The 19,477-nt window shown below is 72.9% G+C and carries 13 protein-coding genes; 10 read left to right on the forward strand and 3 right to left on the reverse strand.

Annotated features, from left to right (window positions below):
* The first annotated feature begins 195 nt into the window (after positions 1-195).
* From HNQ79_RS19385 to nudC, 4 genes are all read left to right on the forward strand, one after another.
* Positions 196-3,603 carry an ATP-dependent helicase gene (locus HNQ79_RS19385; protein WP_185032773.1) on the forward strand — a complete coding sequence of 1,136 codons (3,408 nt, stop codon included), beginning with the start codon at positions 196-198 and terminating at the stop codon, positions 3,601-3,603.
* Positions 3,604-3,679: 76 nt separating this feature from the next.
* Positions 3,680-7,402 (forward strand): ATP-dependent DNA helicase, encoded by a 3,723-nt coding sequence (locus HNQ79_RS19390; protein ID WP_229923707.1) that lies wholly within the window; start codon positions 3,680-3,682, stop codon positions 7,400-7,402.
* 10 nt (positions 7,403-7,412) lie between these two features.
* Positions 7,413-8,750 (forward strand): M20/M25/M40 family metallo-hydrolase, encoded by a 1,338-nt coding sequence (locus HNQ79_RS19395; RefSeq protein ID WP_185032774.1) that lies wholly within the window; start codon positions 7,413-7,415, stop codon positions 8,748-8,750.
* Between the two features lie 169 nt (positions 8,751-8,919).
* A complete protein-coding gene (nudC, locus tag HNQ79_RS19400; protein ID WP_185033185.1) occupies positions 8,920-9,849 on the forward strand; it encodes an NAD(+) diphosphatase in 930 nt (309 codons plus the stop codon).
* Positions 9,850-9,924: 75 nt separating this feature from the next.
* On the opposite strand, the gene HNQ79_RS19405 is transcribed toward nudC, so the two are convergent.
* The gene (locus HNQ79_RS19405; RefSeq protein WP_185032776.1) at positions 9,925-10,182 is read right to left on the reverse strand and encodes a glutaredoxin domain-containing protein; all 258 of its coding nucleotides are present in this window, start codon (positions 10,180-10,182) and stop codon (positions 9,925-9,927) included.
* Between the two features lie 166 nt (positions 10,183-10,348).
* Here HNQ79_RS19405 and HNQ79_RS19410 point away from each other — a divergent pair, with 166 nt between their 5' ends.
* The 4 genes from HNQ79_RS19410 to HNQ79_RS19425 all read left to right on the forward strand — a co-directional run bounded on the left by HNQ79_RS19410 (position 10,349) and on the right by HNQ79_RS19425 (position 13,933).
* On the forward strand, positions 10,349-12,532 hold the full coding sequence (locus HNQ79_RS19410; RefSeq protein ID WP_185032778.1) for an ATP-dependent DNA helicase UvrD2: 2,184 nt from the start codon (positions 10,349-10,351) through the stop codon (positions 12,530-12,532).
* Positions 12,533-12,785: 253 nt separating this feature from the next.
* Positions 12,786-13,067, forward strand: coding sequence for a hypothetical protein (locus HNQ79_RS19415; protein ID WP_185033187.1), 282 nt, complete (start codon positions 12,786-12,788; stop codon positions 13,065-13,067).
* A 174-nt stretch (positions 13,068-13,241) separates the two neighbouring features.
* Positions 13,242-13,607, forward strand: coding sequence for a WhiB family transcriptional regulator (locus HNQ79_RS19420; protein ID WP_185032780.1), 366 nt, complete (start codon positions 13,242-13,244; stop codon positions 13,605-13,607).
* Positions 13,604-13,933 carry a putative WhiB-interacting protein gene (locus HNQ79_RS19425; protein ID WP_185032782.1) on the forward strand — a complete coding sequence of 110 codons (330 nt, stop codon included), beginning with the start codon at positions 13,604-13,606 and terminating at the stop codon, positions 13,931-13,933. The genes HNQ79_RS19420 and HNQ79_RS19425 overlap by 4 nt, the downstream gene beginning before the upstream one ends.
* Positions 13,934-14,022: 89 nt before the next feature.
* Here the strand turns inward: HNQ79_RS19425 and HNQ79_RS19430 are convergent, their stop codons facing one another.
* Complete coding sequence (locus tag HNQ79_RS19430) at positions 14,023-15,486, reverse strand: ABC1 kinase family protein (protein ID WP_185032784.1); 1,464 nt, start codon at positions 15,484-15,486, stop codon at positions 14,023-14,025.
* A 65-nt stretch (positions 15,487-15,551) separates the two neighbouring features.
* Positions 15,552-16,835, reverse strand: a complete 1,284-nt coding sequence (locus tag HNQ79_RS19435; RefSeq protein ID WP_185033189.1) for a ThiF family adenylyltransferase — start codon at positions 16,833-16,835, stop codon at positions 15,552-15,554.
* 194 nt (positions 16,836-17,029) lie between these two features.
* Between HNQ79_RS19435 and HNQ79_RS19440 the strand changes: the two genes are divergently transcribed.
* Both HNQ79_RS19440 and HNQ79_RS19445 read left to right on the forward strand, forming a co-directional pair.
* Positions 17,030-17,572 (forward strand): M48 metallopeptidase family protein, encoded by a 543-nt coding sequence (locus HNQ79_RS19440; protein WP_185032786.1) that lies wholly within the window; start codon positions 17,030-17,032, stop codon positions 17,570-17,572.
* Between the two features lie 142 nt (positions 17,573-17,714).
* Entirely contained in the window at positions 17,715-19,472 is a 1,758-nt protein-coding gene (locus HNQ79_RS19445) for a TerD family protein (protein ID WP_185032788.1), read from the forward strand.
* Positions 19,473-19,477 lie beyond the last annotated feature (5 nt).

Genomic DNA, 19,477 nt, shown 5'->3' on the forward strand with positions numbered 1-19,477 from the left:
CCGCTGCGTCCAGTACCTCTCCTGGCGTAGCGTCGGCACCACGCGGTACGTCCGGCGCGCCCGCCCCAGCGGCCCCGCACACCCCGTACCGGACCCCGTACCTCCCGTACCGGGCCCCGCATCATCCGTACAGCACAGTCGTCCACCACGGCCGCAAGGCAGCCAGCACACCACCCACCAGGACCGGCGATCCACGTGAGCACCTCCTCCACTTCGGGCCCTCCCGGGACCTCCCGGAACCAGCCGCGCACCTCCCACCGGCCGTACCGGCAGCCCCGGCGGTCCCCGGGCGCGTACCGGCTGGTCCGGACGGCCCCGGAGCGGACCGGTCCCCCTCTGCTGGACGCACACCAGCGCACGGTGGTTGACCACGGCAGAGGACCGCTGCTCGTCCTCGCGGGACCGGGCACCGGCAAGACGACCACTCTGGTCGAGGCGGTCGCGTCCCGGATCGCCGCGGGGGGCCGCCCCGAACGGATCCTCGTCCTGACCTTCAGCCGCAAGGCGGCCGTGGAACTCCGCGACCGGATGGCGCTGCGCCTGGGCACCCGGCAGGCCCCGCAGGCCACCACCTTCCATTCGTTCTGCTACGCCCTGGTCCGCGCCCACCAGGACAGCGACCTGTTCAGCGAGCCGCTGCGGCTGCTGTCGGGCCCCGAACAGGACGTGGCGGTACGCGAGCTGCTCGCCGGCGAGATCGACCTGGAGAAGAGCGGCCTGGCCCACGTCAGCTGGCCCGACGAACTCCGCGCCTGCCTCACCACCCGCGGCTTCGCCGACGAGGTCCGCGCCGTCCTGGCCCGCACCCGCGAACTCGGCCTGGGCCCCGCCGCCCTGAGCGACTTCGCAGGGCGCACCGGCCGCCCCGACTGGAAGGCCGCCGCGACCTTCCTCGCCGAGTACCTCGACGTCCTCGACATGCAGGGCGTTCTCGACTACGCCGAACTCGTGCACCGCGCGGTGCTGCTCGCCGAACGCGAGGCGGCGACCGGACGGCTCGCCTCCGCCTACGACGCCGTGTTCGTCGACGAGTACCAGGACACCGACCCCGCCCAGGTGCGGCTGCTGCAGGCGCTGGCCGGGCAGGGACGCACCCTGGTGGCCTTCGGCGACCCCGACCAGTCGATCTACACCTTCCGTGGAGCCGACGTCGGCGGCATCCTCGACTTCCCGCAGACCTTCCGCACCACGGACGGCGGCCCCGCCCGGGTGGAGGTCCTCACCACCTCCCGCCGCTCCGGTGCGGACCTGCTGGCCGCCACCCGGCTGCTCACCCGCCGGATGCCGCTCACCAGGCTTCCCGCGGCGGCCGTACGGGCGCACCGGGAGCTGTACGCCCTGCGCGACGGAGGGCGCGTCGACGTCTTCACGTACCCGACGGCCGGCGCCGAACTCGACAACGTGGCGGACATCCTGCGCCGCGCGCACCTGGAGGACGGAGTGCCGTGGAGCGACATGGCGGTCCTCGTGCGCGCGGGCGGGCGCACGATCCCCTCCGTACGGCGTGCCCTCACCTCGGCCGGCGTCCCCCTGGAGATCGACGGCGACGACCTGCCGCTGCGCCACGAACCGGCGGTGACCCCGCTGCTGACCGCACTGCGGGCGGTCGCCCGCGCGGCCCTGGCCAACGCCCCGAGGACGCCCTTCACGGAGACGGACCCCGCAGCGGGAACCGGAACGGACGCGGAGCCGCCCGACCCCGGCCGCGGTGACGTCCAGGTGCCGCCCTGGCTCGGCACGGAGACCGCCGTCGAACTGCTCTCCTCACCCCTGGGCGGCATGGACGCCGCCGACCTGCGCCGCCTGGGCCGCGCCCTGCGCGACGAGGAGCGCACCGCCGGAAACCAGGTGCCGCCGCCCTCCGACGTACTCCTCGCCCGCGCCCTCGCCGAACCCGAGCGGCTCGTCGCCCACGACCCGTCGTACGCCCGCGGCGCGCAGACCCTCGGCACCCTGCTGCGCAAGGCACGCGAACTCCTCGAAGGAGGCGGCACCGCCGAAGAGGCCCTCTGGGCGCTGTGGGACGGCACCGCCTGGCCCGACCGGCTGGAGCGGTCCGCCCTGCGCGGCGGTCCCGCCGGACGCAACGCCGACCGCGACCTGGACGCCGTGTGCGCGCTGTTCGACACCGCCGCCCGCGCCGAGGAACGCTCCGGGGGGCGCGGCGCGCTCAACTTCCTGGGGGAGCTGGACGCCCAGGACATCGCCGCCGACACCCTCAGCAAGCGCGTGGTACGGCCCGGAGCGGTACGGCTGATGACCGCACACCGCTCCAAGGGGCTGGAGTGGCGCCTCGTCGTCGTCACCGGCGTCCAGGAGGGCCTGTGGCCCGACCTGCGGCGCCGCGGTTCCCTCCTGGAGGCGGACCGCATCGGCCGTGACGGACTCGCCGAACCGCTCACCCCCGGTGCCCTCCTCGCCGAGGAACGCAGACTCTTCTACGTCGCCGCCACGCGCGCGCGTGAACGTCTCGTCGTCACCGCCGTGAAGGCCCCCGCCGACGACGGCGACATGCCCTCCCGTTTCCTCAACGAACTCGGCGTCGAGCCGCGTGACGTCACCGGCCGCCCGCGCCGTCCCCTCGCCGTCTCCGCACTCGTCGCCGAACTGCGTGCCACCACCGTCGACCCGGACGCCTCCGAAGCGCTCCGGGAGGCCGCCGCCCGCCGCCTCGCCAGGCTGGCCGCCCTCAGTGACGACAACGGGCAGCCGATGGTGCCGTACGCCCACCCGGACAACTGGTGGGGCCTGAACGAGGCGACGCACAGCGCGGTTCCGCTGCGCGACCGCGACCAGCCCGTCGCCCTCTCCGGCAGCGCCCTCGACCAGCTCGCCAACACCTGCTCCCTCCAGTGGTTCCTGGGCCGCGAGGTCAAGGCGGACGCGCCCGCCACCGCCGCCCAGGGCTTCGGCAACGTCGTGCACGTACTGGCCGACGAGGTCGCCTCCGGCCGTACCCCCGCCGACCTGGCCGTCCTCATGGAACGCCTCGACTCGGTGTGGGACGCGCTGGCCTTCGACGCCCCCTGGAAGTCCCGGCAGGAGAAGGAGCACGCGCGCGTGGCGCTGGAACGCTTCCTCCAGTGGCACGTCACCGACCGTGGCGGACGCACCGTCGTCGCCACCGAACACGGCTTCGACGTGACCCTGGAGGCGGGCGGCGAGTACCAGGTACGCATCCGCGGCTCCATGGACCGCGTCGAAACGGACGCACAGGGCCGGGCGTACGTCGTCGACTTCAAGACCGGCAAGTCCGCCCCCACCCGCGACGAGGTCGCCCACCACCCCCAGCTCGCCGTCTACCAGCTGGCGGTCCGCGAAGGTGCCGTGGACGAGGTGTTCGGCGGCGCGCGCCCCGAGCCCGGCGGCGCCGAACTCGTGCAGCTGCGCCAGGCCGCCGCCAAGAAGGACGGCGGCGAGGCCGTGCCCAAGATCCAGGCCCAGGAACCGCTGGCGGGGGAGTGGGTCGGCGACCTGCTGGCCACGGCCGCCGGGCGGGTACTGGACGAACGGTTCGCACCGAGTACCGGCCAGCAGTGCACGCACTGCACGTTCCGTGCCTCCTGCAGCGCCCAGCCCGAGGGCAAGCACATCGTCGAATGACCACCACGGCCGACGTCGTGCCTGGTGAGAGATGCTGCGGCCGGCGTTGTCAGTGGGGACGGATAGCCTTTTCGAGGTGACCACCACTCTCACCGGCCCCGAGCAGCTCAAGCGGCTCCTCGGCATCCCGTTCACCCCGGAGCAGCTGGCGTGCATCACGGCACCCACCGCCCCGCAGGTCATCGTGGCCGGGGCCGGATCGGGCAAGACGACGGTGATGGCCGCCCGCGTCGTGTGGCTGGTGGGCACCGGCCAGGTCGCCCCCGACGAGGTCCTCGGCCTGACCTTCACCAACAAGGCCGCCGGAGAACTCGCCGAGCGGGTACGCAAGGCCCTGGTCGCCGCCGGGATCACCGATCCGGACGCCATCGCCCCCTCCACCCCGCCCCCCGGCTCGTCCCGGCGTGCCCACAGCGGGGACCCCATGGGCGAGCCCCGCATCTCCACCTACCACGCCTTCGCCGGCCGGCTCCTCACCGACCACGGGCTGCGCATCGGCCTGGAACCCTCCGCCCGGCTCCTCGCCGACGCCACCCGCTACCAGCTCGCCGCCCGCGTCCTGCGCGAGGCCCCCGGCCCGTACCCCGCCCTCACCAGGTCCTTCGCCGCCCTGGTCAGCGACCTCCTGGCTCTCGACGGGGAACTCTCCGAGCACCTCGTACGGCCGCAGACCCTCCGCTCCTACGACACGGAACTGCTGCGCACCCTGGAAGGGGCCAAGCTCAGCAACCCCGACCTGCGCAAGGTCCCCGAAGCCGCCGAGGCCCGCCGGGAACTCCTGGAGCTGACCACCCGTTACCGCGAGCAGAAGCGCAGCCGGGACCTCCTCGACTTCGGCGACCAGATCGCGCTCTCCGCCCGGCTCGCCGCCCTGCCCGAGGTGGGCGAGGCACTGCGGGGCGAGTTCCGCGTCGTCCTGCTCGACGAGTACCAGGACACCTCCGTCGCCCAACGCCTGCTGCTGTCCGGACTCTTCGGCGGCGGCACCGGGCACGCGGTGACCGCGGTCGGCGACCCCTGCCAGGCGATCTACGGGTGGCGCGGCGCGTCCGTCGCCAACCTCGACGACTTCCCCGAGCACTTCCCGCACAGCGACGGCCGCCCCGCCGACCGCTACTCGCTCAGCGAGAACCGCCGCAGCGGCGGCCGTCTGCTCGACCTCGCCAACGACCTCGCCGCACCCCTGCGCGCCATGCACCACGGAGTCGAAGCGCTGCGCCCCGCCCCGGGCGCCGAACGCGACGGCCTCGTCCGCTGCGCACTCCTGCGCACCCACACCGAGGAGATCGACTGGATCGCCGACTCCCTCGCCCACCTGGTACGCACCGGCACCGCGCCCGGCGAGATCGCCGTCCTGTGCCGCACCGCGGGCGACTTCCCCGCCCTCCAGGGGGCCCTGGTCGCCCGCGGCGTCCCCGTCGAGGTCGTCGGCCTGTCCGGGCTGCTGCACCTGCCCGAGGTCGCCGACCTCGTCGCCGTCTGCGAAGTGCTCCAGGACCCCGGCGCCAACGCCTCCCTCGTACGGCTGCTCACCGGGCCCCGCTGGCGCATCGGCCCCCGCGACCTGGCCCTCCTCGGCCGCCGCGCCCGCCTCCTCGTGCACCGGACCGGCGGCGCCGACGACGATCCGGACCGCAGGCTCGCGGAAGCCGTGGAGGGAGTCGACCCGTCCGAGGTGATATCGCTCGCGGACGCCCTGGACACGTTCCTGGACTCGGCGGGGCAGGCGGACGACGGGCTGCCGTTCTCGACGGAGGCGCGGGTGCGGTTCGCCCACCTGGCCCGCGAACTGCGCGAGCTGCGCCGCTCGCTCGCCGACCCGCTGATGGACGTACTGCACCGCGTCCTGAACGCCACCGGCCTCGAAGTCGAACTCTCCGCCTCCCCGCAGGCGCTGGCCGCCCGCCGCCGCGAGACCCTCAACAGCTTCCTCGACACGGCCGCCGGATTCGCCTCCCTCGACGGCGAGGCCACCCTGCTCGCCTTCCTCGGCTTCCTGCGCACCGCCGCGCAGTACGAGAAGGGCCTCGACCACGCGCTTCCCGGCGGCGAGAACACGGTCAAGATCCTCACCGCGCACAAGTCCAAGGGCCTGGAATGGGACGTCGTCGCCGTACCCGGACTGGTCAAGGGCACCTTCCCCAGCGAGCAGAACCGCGACTCCTGGACCTCCCAGGGCAAGGTCCTGCCCCACGCCCTGCGCGGCGACGCACAGACCCTCCCCGACGTGGAGGAGTGGGACGCCAAGGGCATGAAGCTCTTCAAGGAGCGGATGAAGGCCCACCAGCACACCGAGGAACTCCGCCTCGGCTACGTCACGTTCACCCGCCCCCGCTCGCTGCTGCTCGGCTCCGGCCACTGGTGGGGCCCGTCCCAGAAAAAGCCGCGCGGCCCGTCCGAATTCCTTGAAGCGCTGTACGCACACTGCGCGGCGGGCTTCGGCGAGATCGAGGTCTGGGCGGACCGCCCGCCGGAGGACGAGGGCAACCCCGCCCTCCAGGAACCCGCCACCGACCGCGCCTGGCCGCTCCCCCTCGACGACGCCGCCCTGGCCGCCCGCCGCCGCGCGGCCACCCTGGTACGCACCCACCTGGACGCCCTGCGCGGAATGCCGGAACCGCCCCCGGAGCCGGCACCGGCACCGTGGGACGACTGGCTCCCGGAGGAAGCGTCGGACGACGTACCTCCGGAGACCTGGGCCGGCCCGGAGGACTGGCCCGCCCACGAGGAACTCGACGACTGGGACGCCCTGGCGACCCGCCGCCCGCATTCCGACGCGGTGGAGCACGAGGCACTGCACGCCGCCGCACCCGACGACGCATCCCATGCCGCACGCCGGCACCCGGACCCGTCACCACCGCCGTCTCCGTCCGCGCCCCGGGACCTTGACCCGCCCCCGGCTCCGTCCCCGTCCACCGGCGCCCACCCCGCCCCGCACCCCGCCGGAGAACTGTCCCCCGCCGCGCACCAGACCCAGGACCCGCACCCCACCTCGTACCCGCCCCAGGACCCGCCCCCCGTCCCCGCCCCCCTCACCCCCGAGGAAGCCCGCGCCGTCGATTCCTGGGACCGGGACCTCGACGCGCTCACCAGCGAGCTGCGCCGGGCCCGCGCCGGCACCCGCGACGTGCCCGTCCCCCCGGCCCTCTCCGCCACCCAGCTGATGCGCCTCGCCGCCGACCCCGACGGCTTCGCGCAGGAACTCGCCCGCCCGATGCCCAGGCCGCCGCAGCCCGCCGCCCGCCGCGGCACCCGCTTCCACGCCTGGGTGGAGTCCCGCTTCGAGGAGCTGCCGCTGCCCATGCTCGGCCCCGACGAGCTTCCCGGCGGGGACGAGGACGACGCCGAGATCGCCGACGAGCGCGACCTCGCCGCCCTCAAGGAGGCGTTCGAGCGCACCGAGTACGCCCGCCGCACCCCGTACCGCACGGAAGCCGGGTTCCACCTCACCCTCGCGGGCCGGGTGATCCGCGGCCGGATCGACGCGGTCTACCGCGACGAGGCCACCGGCACGTACGAGATCGTCGACTGGAAGACCAGCCGTACCCGCGCCGCCGATCCCCTCCAGCTCGCCATCTACCGGCTGGCCTGGGCCGAGCTGCACGGGCTGCGTCCCGAAGAGGTCCTCGCCACATTCCTGTACGTACGCAGCGGGGAGACCGTCCGCCCCGCAGACCTTCCCGGCCGCCGGGAACTGGAGCGCATCCTCTCCGGCGACCCCGCCCCCGGCCCCGGCCGCACCCCCTCCGACCAGCGCCCGAACCGGGCGCAGGACGCCGCACCCCCACCGGAGAGTTAGGCTCAGGGCCATGAGCGACACCCCGGACAGCGCCGTCCGTACGTACATGGAGGAGCACCGCACCGCATTCCTCGCCGACCTGGCCGAGTGGCTGCGCATCCCTTCCGTCTCGGCCCAGCCCGAGCACGCGCAGGACGTACGGCGCAGCGCCGAATGGCTGGCCGCCAAGCTCCGGGAGACCGGGTTCCCGGTCGCCGAGGTCTGGCCCACGGACGGCGCCCCGGCAGTCTTCGCGGAGTGGCCCTCCGGTGACCAGGACGCTCCCACGGTCCTGGTCTACGGCCATCACGACGTGCAGCCCGCCGCCCGCGAGGACGGCTGGCACACGGACCCCTTCGAGCCGACGACGATCGACGGCCGGATGTACGCGAGGGGCGCCGCCGGCCGCAACGCCCCCGCCGTCAACCTCAAACTGCTGGTCGAGGGCGAGGAGGAGTCCAGCTCGCCGCACTTCCGCGCGCTCGTCGAGCAGCAGCGCGAGCGCCTCGCCGCCGACGCCGTGATCGTCTCCGACACCGGCATGTGGTCCGAGGACACCCCCACCGTCTGCACCGGCATGCGAGGCCTCGCCGACTGCGGGATAACCTTCCGCGGACCCGACCAGGACATCCACTCCGGCTCCTTCGGTGGAGCGGTCCCCAACCCCGCCACCGTCGCCGCCCGCGTGGTCGCCGCCCTGCACGACGAGGACGGCCGCGTCACCGTCCCCGGCTTCTACGACGGCATCGTCCCCCTCACCGACCAGGAGCGCGCGCTCTTCGCCGAGCTGCCCTTCGACGAGGAGGGGTGGCTGCGCACGGCCAAGTCGTACGCCACCGGCGGCGAAGCCGGATACTCCACCCTGGAGCGCATCTGGGCCCGCCCCACCGCCGAGGTCAACGGCATCGGCGGCGGCTACCAAGGGCCGGGCGGCAAGACGATCGTCCCCGCCTCCGCCGAACTGAAGCTGTCGTTCCGCCTCGTCGCCGGCCAGGACCCCGACAAGATCGAACTGGCGGTACGGGACTGGATCGCCACTCGCGTCCCGGCCGGTATCCGGTACGAGATCACCTTCGGCGCCGCCACCCGGCCCTGCCTGACCCCGCTCGACCACCCGGCGCTGCAGTCCGTCGTACGCGCCATGGGCCGCGCCTTCGAACAGCCGGTCCGCTTCACCCGCGAGGGCGGTTCGGGTCCGGCCGCCGACCTCCAGGACGTGCTCGGCGCGCCCGTTCTCTTCCTGGGCATCTCCGTACCGTCCGACGGCTGGCACGCGCCCAACGAGAAGGTCGAGCTGGACCTGCTGTTCAAGGGCGTCGAAACCACCGCGTACCTGTGGGGCGACCTCGCCGCGCAGCCGATCCGCTGAGCGGGCCGAGCGGGCCGGCCCGGCCGACCGAACCGCTGAGCAGAACAGAATCCCGATCCACCCGGGGGAGTTGGAAGCACCTGTGAGCACCAGCACCGACAACGGCGTCACCACGAGCACCGCGAGCAGCGGCAGCCCCGGCAGCACCACGGGTGCCGACGGCACCGCCCTGAGCGCCGACCGCCCCCTCGCCCTCGCCGCTGCCAGCGGCATCGACCGTGCCGCGCACCACCGCATGGACGAGGCCTGGCTCGCCGCCGCCTGGAGCCACCCGACGACCCGCGTGTTCGTCGTCTCCGGCGGCCAGGCGCTGGTCGACGACACCCCCGACGGCCGCACCGAGCTGGTCATGACGCCGTCCTTCGAAGCCCCCCTCACCGAGACCCACCGCTACTTCCTGGGCCGGGACGACGACGGCGTCAGCTACTTCGCCCTCCAGAAGGACACCCTCCCCGGCCGCATGGACCAGTCCGCGCGCCCCGCCGGGCTGCGCGAGGCGGGCCTCCTGCTGTCCCCCCGGGACGCCGGCCTCATGGTGCACGCGGTCGCCCTGGAGAACTGGCAGAGGCTGCACCGCTTCTGTTCCCGCTGCGGCGAGCGCACCGTCATCGCCGCCGCCGGTCACATCCGCCGCTGCCAGGCCTGCGGCGCGGAGCACTACCCGCGGACCGACCCGGCCGTGATCATGCTGGTCACCGACGAGCAGGACCGGGCGCTGCTCGGCCGTCAGGTGCACTGGCCCGAGGGCCGCTTCTCCACCCTCGCGGGCTTCGTCGAGCCAGGCGAGTCCATCGAGCAGTCGGTGGCCCGGGAGGTCTTCGAGGAAGCGGGCGTCGTCGTGGGCGACGTCGAGTACGTCGCCAGCCAGCCCTGGCCCTTCCCGTCCAGCCTGATGCTCGGTTTCATGGCCCGCGCCACCAGCTCCGAGATCAACGTGGACGGCGAGGAGATCGAGGAGGCCCGCTGGTTCTCCCGCGAGGACCTCACCGCCGCGTTCGCGTCCGGCGAGGTGCTGCCGCCGTACGGCATCTCCATCGCGGCGCGCCTGATAGAGCTCTGGTACGGCAAGCCTCTCCCGAAGCCGAACCGCGCCGTCTGACGGCTGCCGTACGCAACAGAAGACCGCCGTCCCCGGACATCCGGGGCGGCGGTCTTCTGTTGCGCGACGAACGGGTCAGGCGGCGGCCAGCGCCTGCTTGACCTGGGCGAGCGAGGGGTTGGTCATGACCGACTCGGTGCCCGACTCGGACACGACCAGCAGCGTCGGGACGGTCTGGTTGCCGCCGTTCGCCTTCTCCACGAACGCGGCCGAGTCTGCGTCGTGCTCGATGTTGACCTCGTTGTACGCGATGCCCTCTCGGTCCATCTGGCTCTTGAGCCGGCGGCAGTAGCCGCACCACGTGGTGCTGTACATCGTCACGGTGCCCGACATGTCCCTCTTGCTCCTCTGCTTCGCTGGGGTGAGGCCGTACCTGTCCGCACTCACCAGTCACTCGAACGTACGCGACCGGGACGGCATTCCCGCATTGGTACGACGAGTACCCGCCCCCTGTGGACAACCGGCGCAGCAGTCCCAGCCGACCTGGCAGCATGGCAGGGTGACAGCAGCAACGCACTCCTCCCTTTTCCCGCAGGTCCCGGAGACGGCCGACGCGGTGCTCGACGGGCTCGACCCCGAGCAGCGCGAAGTCGCCACCGCCCTGCACGGTCCGGTGTGCGTTCTCGCCGGAGCCGGTACGGGCAAGACCCGCGCGATCACCCACCGGATCGCCTACGGAGTGCGGCTCGGCACCTACGAACCGAACAGCGTCCTCGCGGTGACCTTCACCGTCCGCGCCGCGGGCGAGATGCGCGGCCGGCTCCGCCAGCTCGGCGCGGGCGGCGTCCAGGTCCGCACCTTCCACGCCGCCGCGCTGCGCCAGCTCCGCTACTTCTGGCCCAAGGCCGTCGGCGGCGACCTGCCCCGCCTCATCGAACGCAAGGTGCAGCTGGTCTCCGAGGCCGCCGGCCTGCTCGGCATCCGCCTGGACCGCGGCGAGCTGCGGGACGTGACCTCGGAGATCGAATGGGCCAAGGTCACCCAGACCGTCCCCGACGACTACCCGGCCGCGATCGCCAAGACCCACCGCGAGGCCCCCCGCAGCACATCGGAAATCAGCCAGATCTACGCCCGCTACGAGCAGCTCAAGAGCGCGCGCTCGGTCATCGACTTCGAGGACGTGCTGCTGCTCACCGTCGGCATCCTCCAGGACCAGCACCTCATCGCCGACGAGTTCCGCCGCCAGTACCAGCACTTCGTCGTCGACGAGTACCAGGACGTCAGCCCGCTCCAGCAGCGCCTGCTCGACCTCTGGGTCGGCGACCGCGACAGCCTGTGCGTGGTCGGCGACGCCAACCAGACGATCTACTCCTTCACCGGGGCCACCCCCGACCACCTCCTCAACTTCCGCACCCGCCACCCCGGGGCGACCGTCGTCAAACTGGTCCGGGACTACCGCTCCACGCCCCAGGTCGTACACCTCGCCAACGGCGTCCTCGCCCCGGCCACCGGACGCGCCGCCGAACACCGCCTGGAGCTGATCTCCCAGCGCGAGACGGGACCCGCACCGGTCTTCCGCGAGTACGGCGACGAGCCCGCCGAGGCCGAGGGCACCGCCCGCCGCATCCGCGACCTGATCGCCGCGGGCGTCCCGGCCGGTGAGATCGCCGTCCTCTACCGCATCAACGCCCAGTCCGAGGTGTACGAGCAGGCCCTCGCCGACGCGGGGGTTCCCTATCAGCTGCGCGGCGCCGAGCGGTTCTTCGAACGCCCCGAGGTGCGCGAGGCGATCCACGGACTGCGCAGCAGCGCCAGCTTCGGGGGGAACGACGCCCTGCTCGACGGAGTCGAGGGCCTGCCCGCCCAGGTGCGGGCCATCCTCAGCGGCAGCGGCTGGAAACCGACCCCCCCGGCGGGGTCCGGAGTCGTCCGCGACCGCTGGGAGTCCCTCGCCGCCCTCGTACGCCTCGCCGAGGACTTCGCCGCGGCCCGCCCGCAGGCCACCCTCGCCGAACTCGCCGCGGAACTGAAGGAACGGGAAGCGGCCCAGCACGCGCCCACCGTGCAGGGCGTCACCCTGGCCTCGCTGCACGCCGCCAAGGGCCTGGAGTGGGACGCCGTGTTCCTGGTCGGCCTCACCGAGGGGATGATGCCGATCACGTACGCCAGGACCGACGAGCAGATCGAGGAGGAGCGTCGACTGCTGTACGTCGGTGTCACCCGGGCCCGTGTGCACCTGAGCCTGTCCTGGGGTCTGGCACGCTCGCCCGGCGGGCGCGCCTCCCGGATCCCCAGCCGCTTCCTCAAGGGCCTGCGCCCCGGCTCCGCCGGCCAGGGCGGACGTACGCCGTCCCCGGCCGGGACCGTCGCGCCGGCGACCGGTCCCGGCCGGACCAAGCGGACCTTCCGGGGGCCGATCCGCTGCCGGGTGTGCGGGAAGACCCTCATCGACGGCGGTGAGATGAAGCTGATGCGCTGCGAGGAGTGCCCCTCCGACATGGACGAGGGCCTGTACGAGCGGCTGCACGACTGGCGCGAACGGCAGGCCGGGCGGGTAGGGCTCCCCGGGTACTGCGTGTTCACCGACAAGACGCTGATGGCGATCGCCGAGGCCAGGCCGGAGGCGGAGGGCGAGCTGACCAGGATCGCGGGCGTCGGCACCCGCAAGACCAAGCTCTACGGGACCGACGTCCTGGCCCTCTGCGCAGGTCAGGAGCCGGGGCAGCCGCAGGAAGACGTCTGAGGACGGGCCGGGCGCGGACGGGGTACTGACCCGGCGGGGGCCCGCGCGGAGCCGCGGGAAACTCGTCGAAAAAATAGTTTGCGCTTCTCCTGGGGAGCCCCATAGGTTCTTAACCACGGGAACAGCGGCACTTCTCTGAAGCCCTGTTTTTGTGCTGTACTTATCCGAATAACGTGCGTCTCGGCTCCGGCCGGGACCCCTAGACGCCGAGAGGAGGCGACTTCCAGTGACGAACATCATTTCCACCATCAAAATGACCGATCGCTCGGTCGTCGCCGCCTGCACTCTCGGCTCTGCGCTGCGTGGCACCGGTCTGTCCGGCATCTCTGCCGTCCGTCCGGCGTCCCTGGCGAGCCTTCCCGTCCGGGAGGGCAATGAGCGACCGACCGTGGCACCGGAAGCAGCAGTAGCGAATGCCCAGGCCAAGGCCTATGCGTTTGCGGCGGCCGGTGCCGGATCGAAGAAGACGCAGACGACGCAGCACCACCTGATGTGGGCCTTCCGTGGGCTCGAACCCTGGAGTGATCCAGTCTGATCGATGATCGGACCGGCACCTTCAGGGCCGCGGAACCCCACCAGGGATCCGCGGCCCTTCTGTTTTGCCCGAACGGGGAGGACGGAGCGAAGGGGCCTCGGGGCCAAGCACCACCCGGTACCAGCCAGCACTCGGCCAACAGGCCGGACACCACAAGACGAGGAACCCACCACCGTGCCACTCGACACGCACGCCCCGTCCGTACCGACTTCTCAACCGCTCCCGCCCGGTCTCACGGAGGACCCGACCTTGACTCCCCTCACCGCGCTCACCGCGCTTGACGACGCCATCGAGAACCTCGGCGTACCCGTCCCCTGCCGCTCGTACGACCCGGAGGTCTTCTTCGCCGAGTCCCCGGCCGATGTCGAGTACGCGAAGTCCCTCTGCCGCACCTGCCCGCTGGTCGAGGCCTGCCTCGCCGGTGCCAAGGAGCGCCGTGAGCCGTGGGGCGTCTGGGGCGGCGAGCTGTTCGTCCAGGGTGTGGTCGTCGCTCGGAAGCGGCCGCGCGGCCGTCCGCGCAAGAACCCGGTCGCAGCATGAACATCACCGGCACAGGACCCATCGACCGCCCCCACACGCACGATCCGCAGAAGCAGGACCCGATGACCCCCACGACGTACGAGCCGTCCGGCTCCGCAACCTCCACCGCAAGCACCATCGGCGCGAACGCCTCGCGTCAGAACAGGACCCGCGAAATGCAACTCATCCCAGAAGCCATGGCCCGTGCCCATATGCAGGAGCGTCGGCTGGAAGCCGACGCGGAACGCCAGGCCGTGCGCCTGGTCGCCGCCCGGCGCATGCAGCGCCGCGCGGAGCGCGTATCGCTCCGCGCCCGCCGCGCGCTGGCCATGGCGGTCATGCAGTAACCGACCGCCACGGGCACGCCGTACTGAAGAGCCCCGTGGGGCCGGACCAGGAGGTCCGGCCCCACGGGGCTCTCCCGTACACCACCGATCTACTCGGCCCCGGCCTGCTCCGTCACGGTTTCCTGCGCCTTGAATTCCTCCGCGACGAACCCCGGCAGCCACTCCTCCAGCTCGTCCCGCAGCCGCACCGTCGCCCCCAGCTGGCAGAGCACGCCGATGGTGCTCAGCGTTACCCGGTGGATCAGCAGATAGGCGGGCGGCAGGTTGAGCTGCTTGCCCAGCTGGTGCGCGGGGGAGCGGACGTCGGCTATCCGGCCCGCCTGCTGCCGCAGCCAGCCACGGGTGAACGTGAACTCCTCGGCGAGCGCCGGCTCGATGATCGGCACCAGGTAGTCGAGCACCGCCCCCGGGTCCAGGTCGATGTCCTCCTTGACGAACCCCTCCCGGCGGAGCATCTCGTACACCGCGACGGCATCGCCCTCCAGCGTCAGCCGCAGCGCGTCGCCGATCGTGTCCGGCAGCCCGCCGGGCAGCCGGTCCACCGTCCCGAAGTCCAGCACCCCGAGCCGCCAGCCCCCCGCGCCGTCCGCTTCCGCGTCCGGGCCAGCTTCCGGATCCGTGTCCGGCCCCGCGTCCGTGTCCGGCCCCGCGTCCGTGTCCGGGCCCGCTTCCGGGTCCGCCGGCAGCAGACGGAAGTTGCCCGGGTGCGGATCGGCGTGCAGAAGCCCCGTGCGCGCCGGGCCCGAGAACAGGAACCGGGCCAGCAACTGCCCCGCCCGGTCCCGTTGTTCCTGCGTACCGTCCGCGATGATGTCGGCCAGCGGGGTGCCGTCCATCCACTCGGTCACCAGCACCTGGTCGCTCTGGTGAACCACATCGGGCACCACCACGTCGGGGTCGTCCGCGAACTCCGCCGCGTGCTCCCGCTGGGCCCTGGCCTCCAACTCGTAGTCCAGTTCCTCCGACACCCGGTCCCGGAGCTCCGTGATCAGAGGTTTGATGTCCATACCCGGAATCAACGGGCCCAGCAGACGCGCGAACCTGCCCAGTTGATTCAGATCCGAGAGCAACGCCTCGCCGGCGCCCGGGTACTGCACCTTGACGGCCACCGCGCGCCCGTCGTGCCACACCGCCCGGTGCACCTGGCCGATGGACGCGGCGGCCGACGGCTTGTCCGCGAACTCCAGGAACAACTCCCGCCAGTCCGCGCCCAGTCGTTCCGCGAGCACTCCGTGCACCGTGGAGGTCGGCATCGGCGGCGCCGCCTCCTGAAGCTTCGTCAGAGCTGCCCGGTACGGACCGGCCATCTCCTCCGGCAGAGCGGACTCGAAGACGGACAGCGCCTGCCCGAACTTCATCGCGCCGCCCTTCAGCTCACCCAGGACCTTGAAGAGCTGTTCCGCCGTGCGCTGCTGCAGCTCCCGCCCGACGATCTCGGCGGACTTCCCGCCGATCCGTTTGCCGAGACCCCAGGCGGTCCGGCCGGCGAAGCCCAGTGGCAACGCGGCCAGCTTGGCGGTACGAGTGACCGCCTTCCGGGGAAGATCAGACATGAGCCCCTCCAAATCCCAGACAGCCGCGCCGCACGGGCCCCGGGACCAGTGCCCTTCGACGGCGCCTACCCGGCCATTGTGACGTGCGGCTTCGAGCCGCCCGATGGCACGTCCCGTTCCACACCCCCAGGTGCCTCCCCACCAGCACCGCAGTAGCACTCGCGGTGGGCGGCGACCCGCTCCGCGCGCCAGTCGAGGAGCGGCAGCGCGGCCTCCCACCGGGTCCCCGTGCTCGACGGCAGCTCCCCGTCCAGGAAGGCCAGCGCATGCGCGGCCGCCAGCGCCGCCACCGCGGTGGCCAGCGCGACGTCGCAGGCCCCCACGTCCGCCCGCCGCCCGGAACGCCACTGTGCCAGCATCCTCGGCCACTGCGGGTCGGCCTCCGCCCTGGCCCGCGCCATGCACCCGGCGCACGCGCTCCCGCCCGGCAGCACCAGTGGCCCGACCACCCCCGTGGCCTCCAGCACCCCCGCGTACAGGTGCGGGATGCGCGACGCCAGCCAGCCCTCGGCCACCGCCGGGTCCGGCGCGTACGCCTCCAGCCCGTCCCGTGGCACCACCACCACCAGACTCAACGCGCCCTCGCCCCCGCATCCCTCCCCGTCCCGACCCTCCGCCCCGGACGCCGCCCCGCCCCCGGCGAGCAACCCCGCCCCGGACACCTCCCGCCCCGTCCCGGCCACCGCCCCGGACCCGGTCACCTCCCGCGTCGGCCCCGCCCCGGAGCCCGTCCGCGGCGCTCTCCCCGGGGTCCTTCCATGCGCCCACCTCCGTACCGTCTGCCGGACCGCGATCGCCCGCCGGGTGCCGACGGATTCGGCCGGGACCCCGCCCGGCGCCACGTCCCACGGCTCCACACATCCGCCGTCCAGTACGTCGACGTGCCCCACTCCCGAGGCGGCGAGCACCGAGGCGACCGTCGCGCCGACCCGGCCCGCACCGCGCACCTGGACCCGGGCGGCCCGGCGCGCGGCGAGCCGCCGCGCCGCGCCGCCCGGCTCCGGGTTCACCACGCTCAGCGAAGCCAGGTCGGGCCGCAGCCGGTCCGCCTCCCCGGTGCGCCTCCGCAGGGCGTCCGCCGCCGCCCCGCCCGCCGTCACGTCGTCGATCAGCCCCGCCCCGGCCAGCCGGGCGACCACGGTGTCCACCCGGCCCTCCGGCAGTCCCAGCGCCCGCGCCTCCTCCCGGAGCAGCGGCATGCCGCGCGTCCCGTCCAGCAGCGCCAGCAGACTTCCCGTCGCCGTGTCCACCGGTCCCACCACCACCGCGTGCGCCGCCGTCACCCCGAACTGCACGCTCTGCCGGTCCCGCCAGGCCCTTCGCAGCGCGGGCTTCATCCTCGGATGCATCACCATGGCCGTGCTCCTCTCCCCGTGCTCCAGCCGTACCCGCCCTGCCCAGCGCGCTCGCCGTGCTTCTTGCGTCGCGCTCTCAGAATGCCGGGCGGCCGGAAACAGCGCGGAAAGTTGTCCACAGGGCCGGAAGTTAGTCGTACCAGCGCGGAGGCAGGACTTCCGTCGCACACTGCGGGTAACGTCGTGGCGTGCCAGCCGACCCGTCCCCCCGCCTCGCCGTCGAAGTCCGCAGGAGCGCCCGACGCAGCCGCACCGTCTCGGCCTACCGCGAGGGCGACCGCACGATCGTGCTCATCCCCGCCCGGATGTCGGAGGCGGAGGAGCAGCGCTGGGTCGGCGTGATGCTCGACAAGCTCGCCGCCCAGGAGAGCAGGCGCACCCTCGGCGACGACGATCTGTCCGAGCGGGCCGACCGGCTCTCCGCCCAGTACTTCGAGGGCCGCGCCAAGCCGTCCTCGGTGCGCTGGGTGACCAACCAGAACGCGCGCTGGGGCTCCTGCACCCCCTCCGAAGGCAGCATCCGGCTCTCCCACCGGCTCCAGGGCATGCCGGAGTACGTCGTCGACTACGTGCTCCTCCACGAGCTGGCCCACCTCCTCGTGCCCGGACACGGTGCGTCCTTCTGGCGGCTCCTGGAGGCGTATCCACGCACCGAGCGGGCCCGTGGCTATCTCGAAGGGGTGGTCGCCGCCGACCGTCTCCCGCACCTCCTCAAGGATCGCGGAGAGTAACCGCGCGTACGCATCGAGCGGCGTCGGGCCGACCCGGGCGCGGTGCTCTGTACCGACCCTGTACCGGCTTGTCGCCCTGTCGGCATTTGCCGTTAGCCTGACGCGACGTATCCACTTTCGGGACGGGGGACGGTCGTTACGTATGGCCAGGGAATTCCAGCGCGGCCACAAGGCCAGGATCAGTGACCTCACAGCCGGGACGGATCTGTACGTAGGTGTACAGATCGGTGCTCCCGGACTGACCTTCGACATCAGCTGTTTCGGGCTCGACGCGAACGAGCAGCTGAGCGACGACCGGTACTTCATCTTCTTCAACCAGCCCAAGTCGCCCGAGGAGTCCCTCCAGCTGCTGGGCGCGCAGGCCGGTGACACGGAATCGTTCCGCGTCACCCTCGACCGCCTTCCGTCCCACATCCACAAGCTGTCCTTCACCGCGACCATCGACGGCCCGGGCCAGATGTCGCAGGTCTCTCCCGGGTACGTCCGGATCGTGGCGGGCGGCGAAGAGGTCGCCCGGTACTCCTTCAACGGCTCTGAGTTCACCACCGAGCGAGCCGTGATGCTGGGGGACTTCTACCTCAAGGACGTGTGGCGCTTCGCCGCCGTCGGGCAGGGCTTCGACGGAGGTCTTGACGCGCTGCTGAAGAACTTCGGCGGCGAGGTCGCCGAGGAGGAGCCCGCCCCGGCGCCCCAGCAGGGCGCCCCCGGGTTCGGCCCGCCCGCGCAGGCGGCGGCGCCTACGCAGCAGCCGGCTCCGTCCTTCGGCGCCCCGGCACCCCAGGCCGCACCGCCCGCGCCCTCCTTCGGCGCCCCGGCACCGCAGCCACCCGCGCCGCCGGCCCCCGCACCGCAGCCGCCCGCGCCCCAGACGTCGGCACCGCAGGCCCCCGCGCCCGCCGTCCCGCCCGTGCACGCCGCACAGACGATCACGGCACCGCTTCACCCGCAGGGCCCCCCGCCGCACGGGCAGCCGCCCCACGCGCCCCAGCAGTACGGGCAGGCGGCGCCCCAGGCGCCCGGCCAGGCCCAGAGCCAGGGCGGTCAGTACGGCTACCCGCCGGCCGCCCCCGGCCCGTACGGCCGGCCGCCCGCACAGCAGCAGCCGTACGGCCCGCCACCAGGCATGCCGCAGGGGCTGCCCCCGCAAGGGATGCCCCAGCCGGGCGTACCTCCGCAAGGGATGCCCCAGCCGGGCGTACCTCCGCAAGGGATGCCCCAGCCCGGTGTGCCGCAGACCGGCCCCGGCCTCCAGGCCGCCCTCCAGAAGTACCGCGAGACGCCCACCGGCCAGCGCTGGGCCCCGCAGAACGAGCAGCTCATGCGGGTCGACCTCGGCAACAACGGCACACCCGTCCTCGCCCGCCAGGGCAGCATGGTGATGTACCAGGGCAAGGTCGACTTCAGCTACAAGGGCGCCGGATTCAAGGGGCGGGTCGTCGGCAACGCCACGGGCCAGGAAATGCAGCTGATGCGCTGCTCCGGAGCGGGCCAGGTCTTCTTCGCGGAGAACGCCGCGCACCTGCACCCCATCGAGCTCCAGGGGGACGGAATCTGCGTCTCCGCAGAGAACGTCCTCGCGTTCGACGAGACCCTCCAGCACGAGGTCCGCCGTATCGAGGGTCACGGCATCCCCGGCGGCGCGCTCTTCACGATGATGTTCCACGGCACCGGCACGGTCGTGGTGAAGACCCAGGGCATCCCCGTTGTGCTGCCGGTCACGCCCACCACCTTCGCCGACAGCAACGCCGTCGTCGCCTGGTCGGCGGCGTCCCAGGTGATCCTCTCCAGCCAGGTCCGGCTGCGCCGCCAGGCGTTCCCCGGGCACAGCGGAGAGACCGTCAACCTCCAGTTCCGGGGAGCCCCCGGGAACTTCATCGTCGTCCAGCCGTACGAGGTCTGAGGGAG

It is taken from the genome of Streptomyces candidus, from assembly GCF_014207445.1.
Taxonomy (GTDB): Bacteria; Actinomycetota; Actinomycetes; order Streptomycetales; family Streptomycetaceae; genus Streptomyces; species Streptomyces candidus.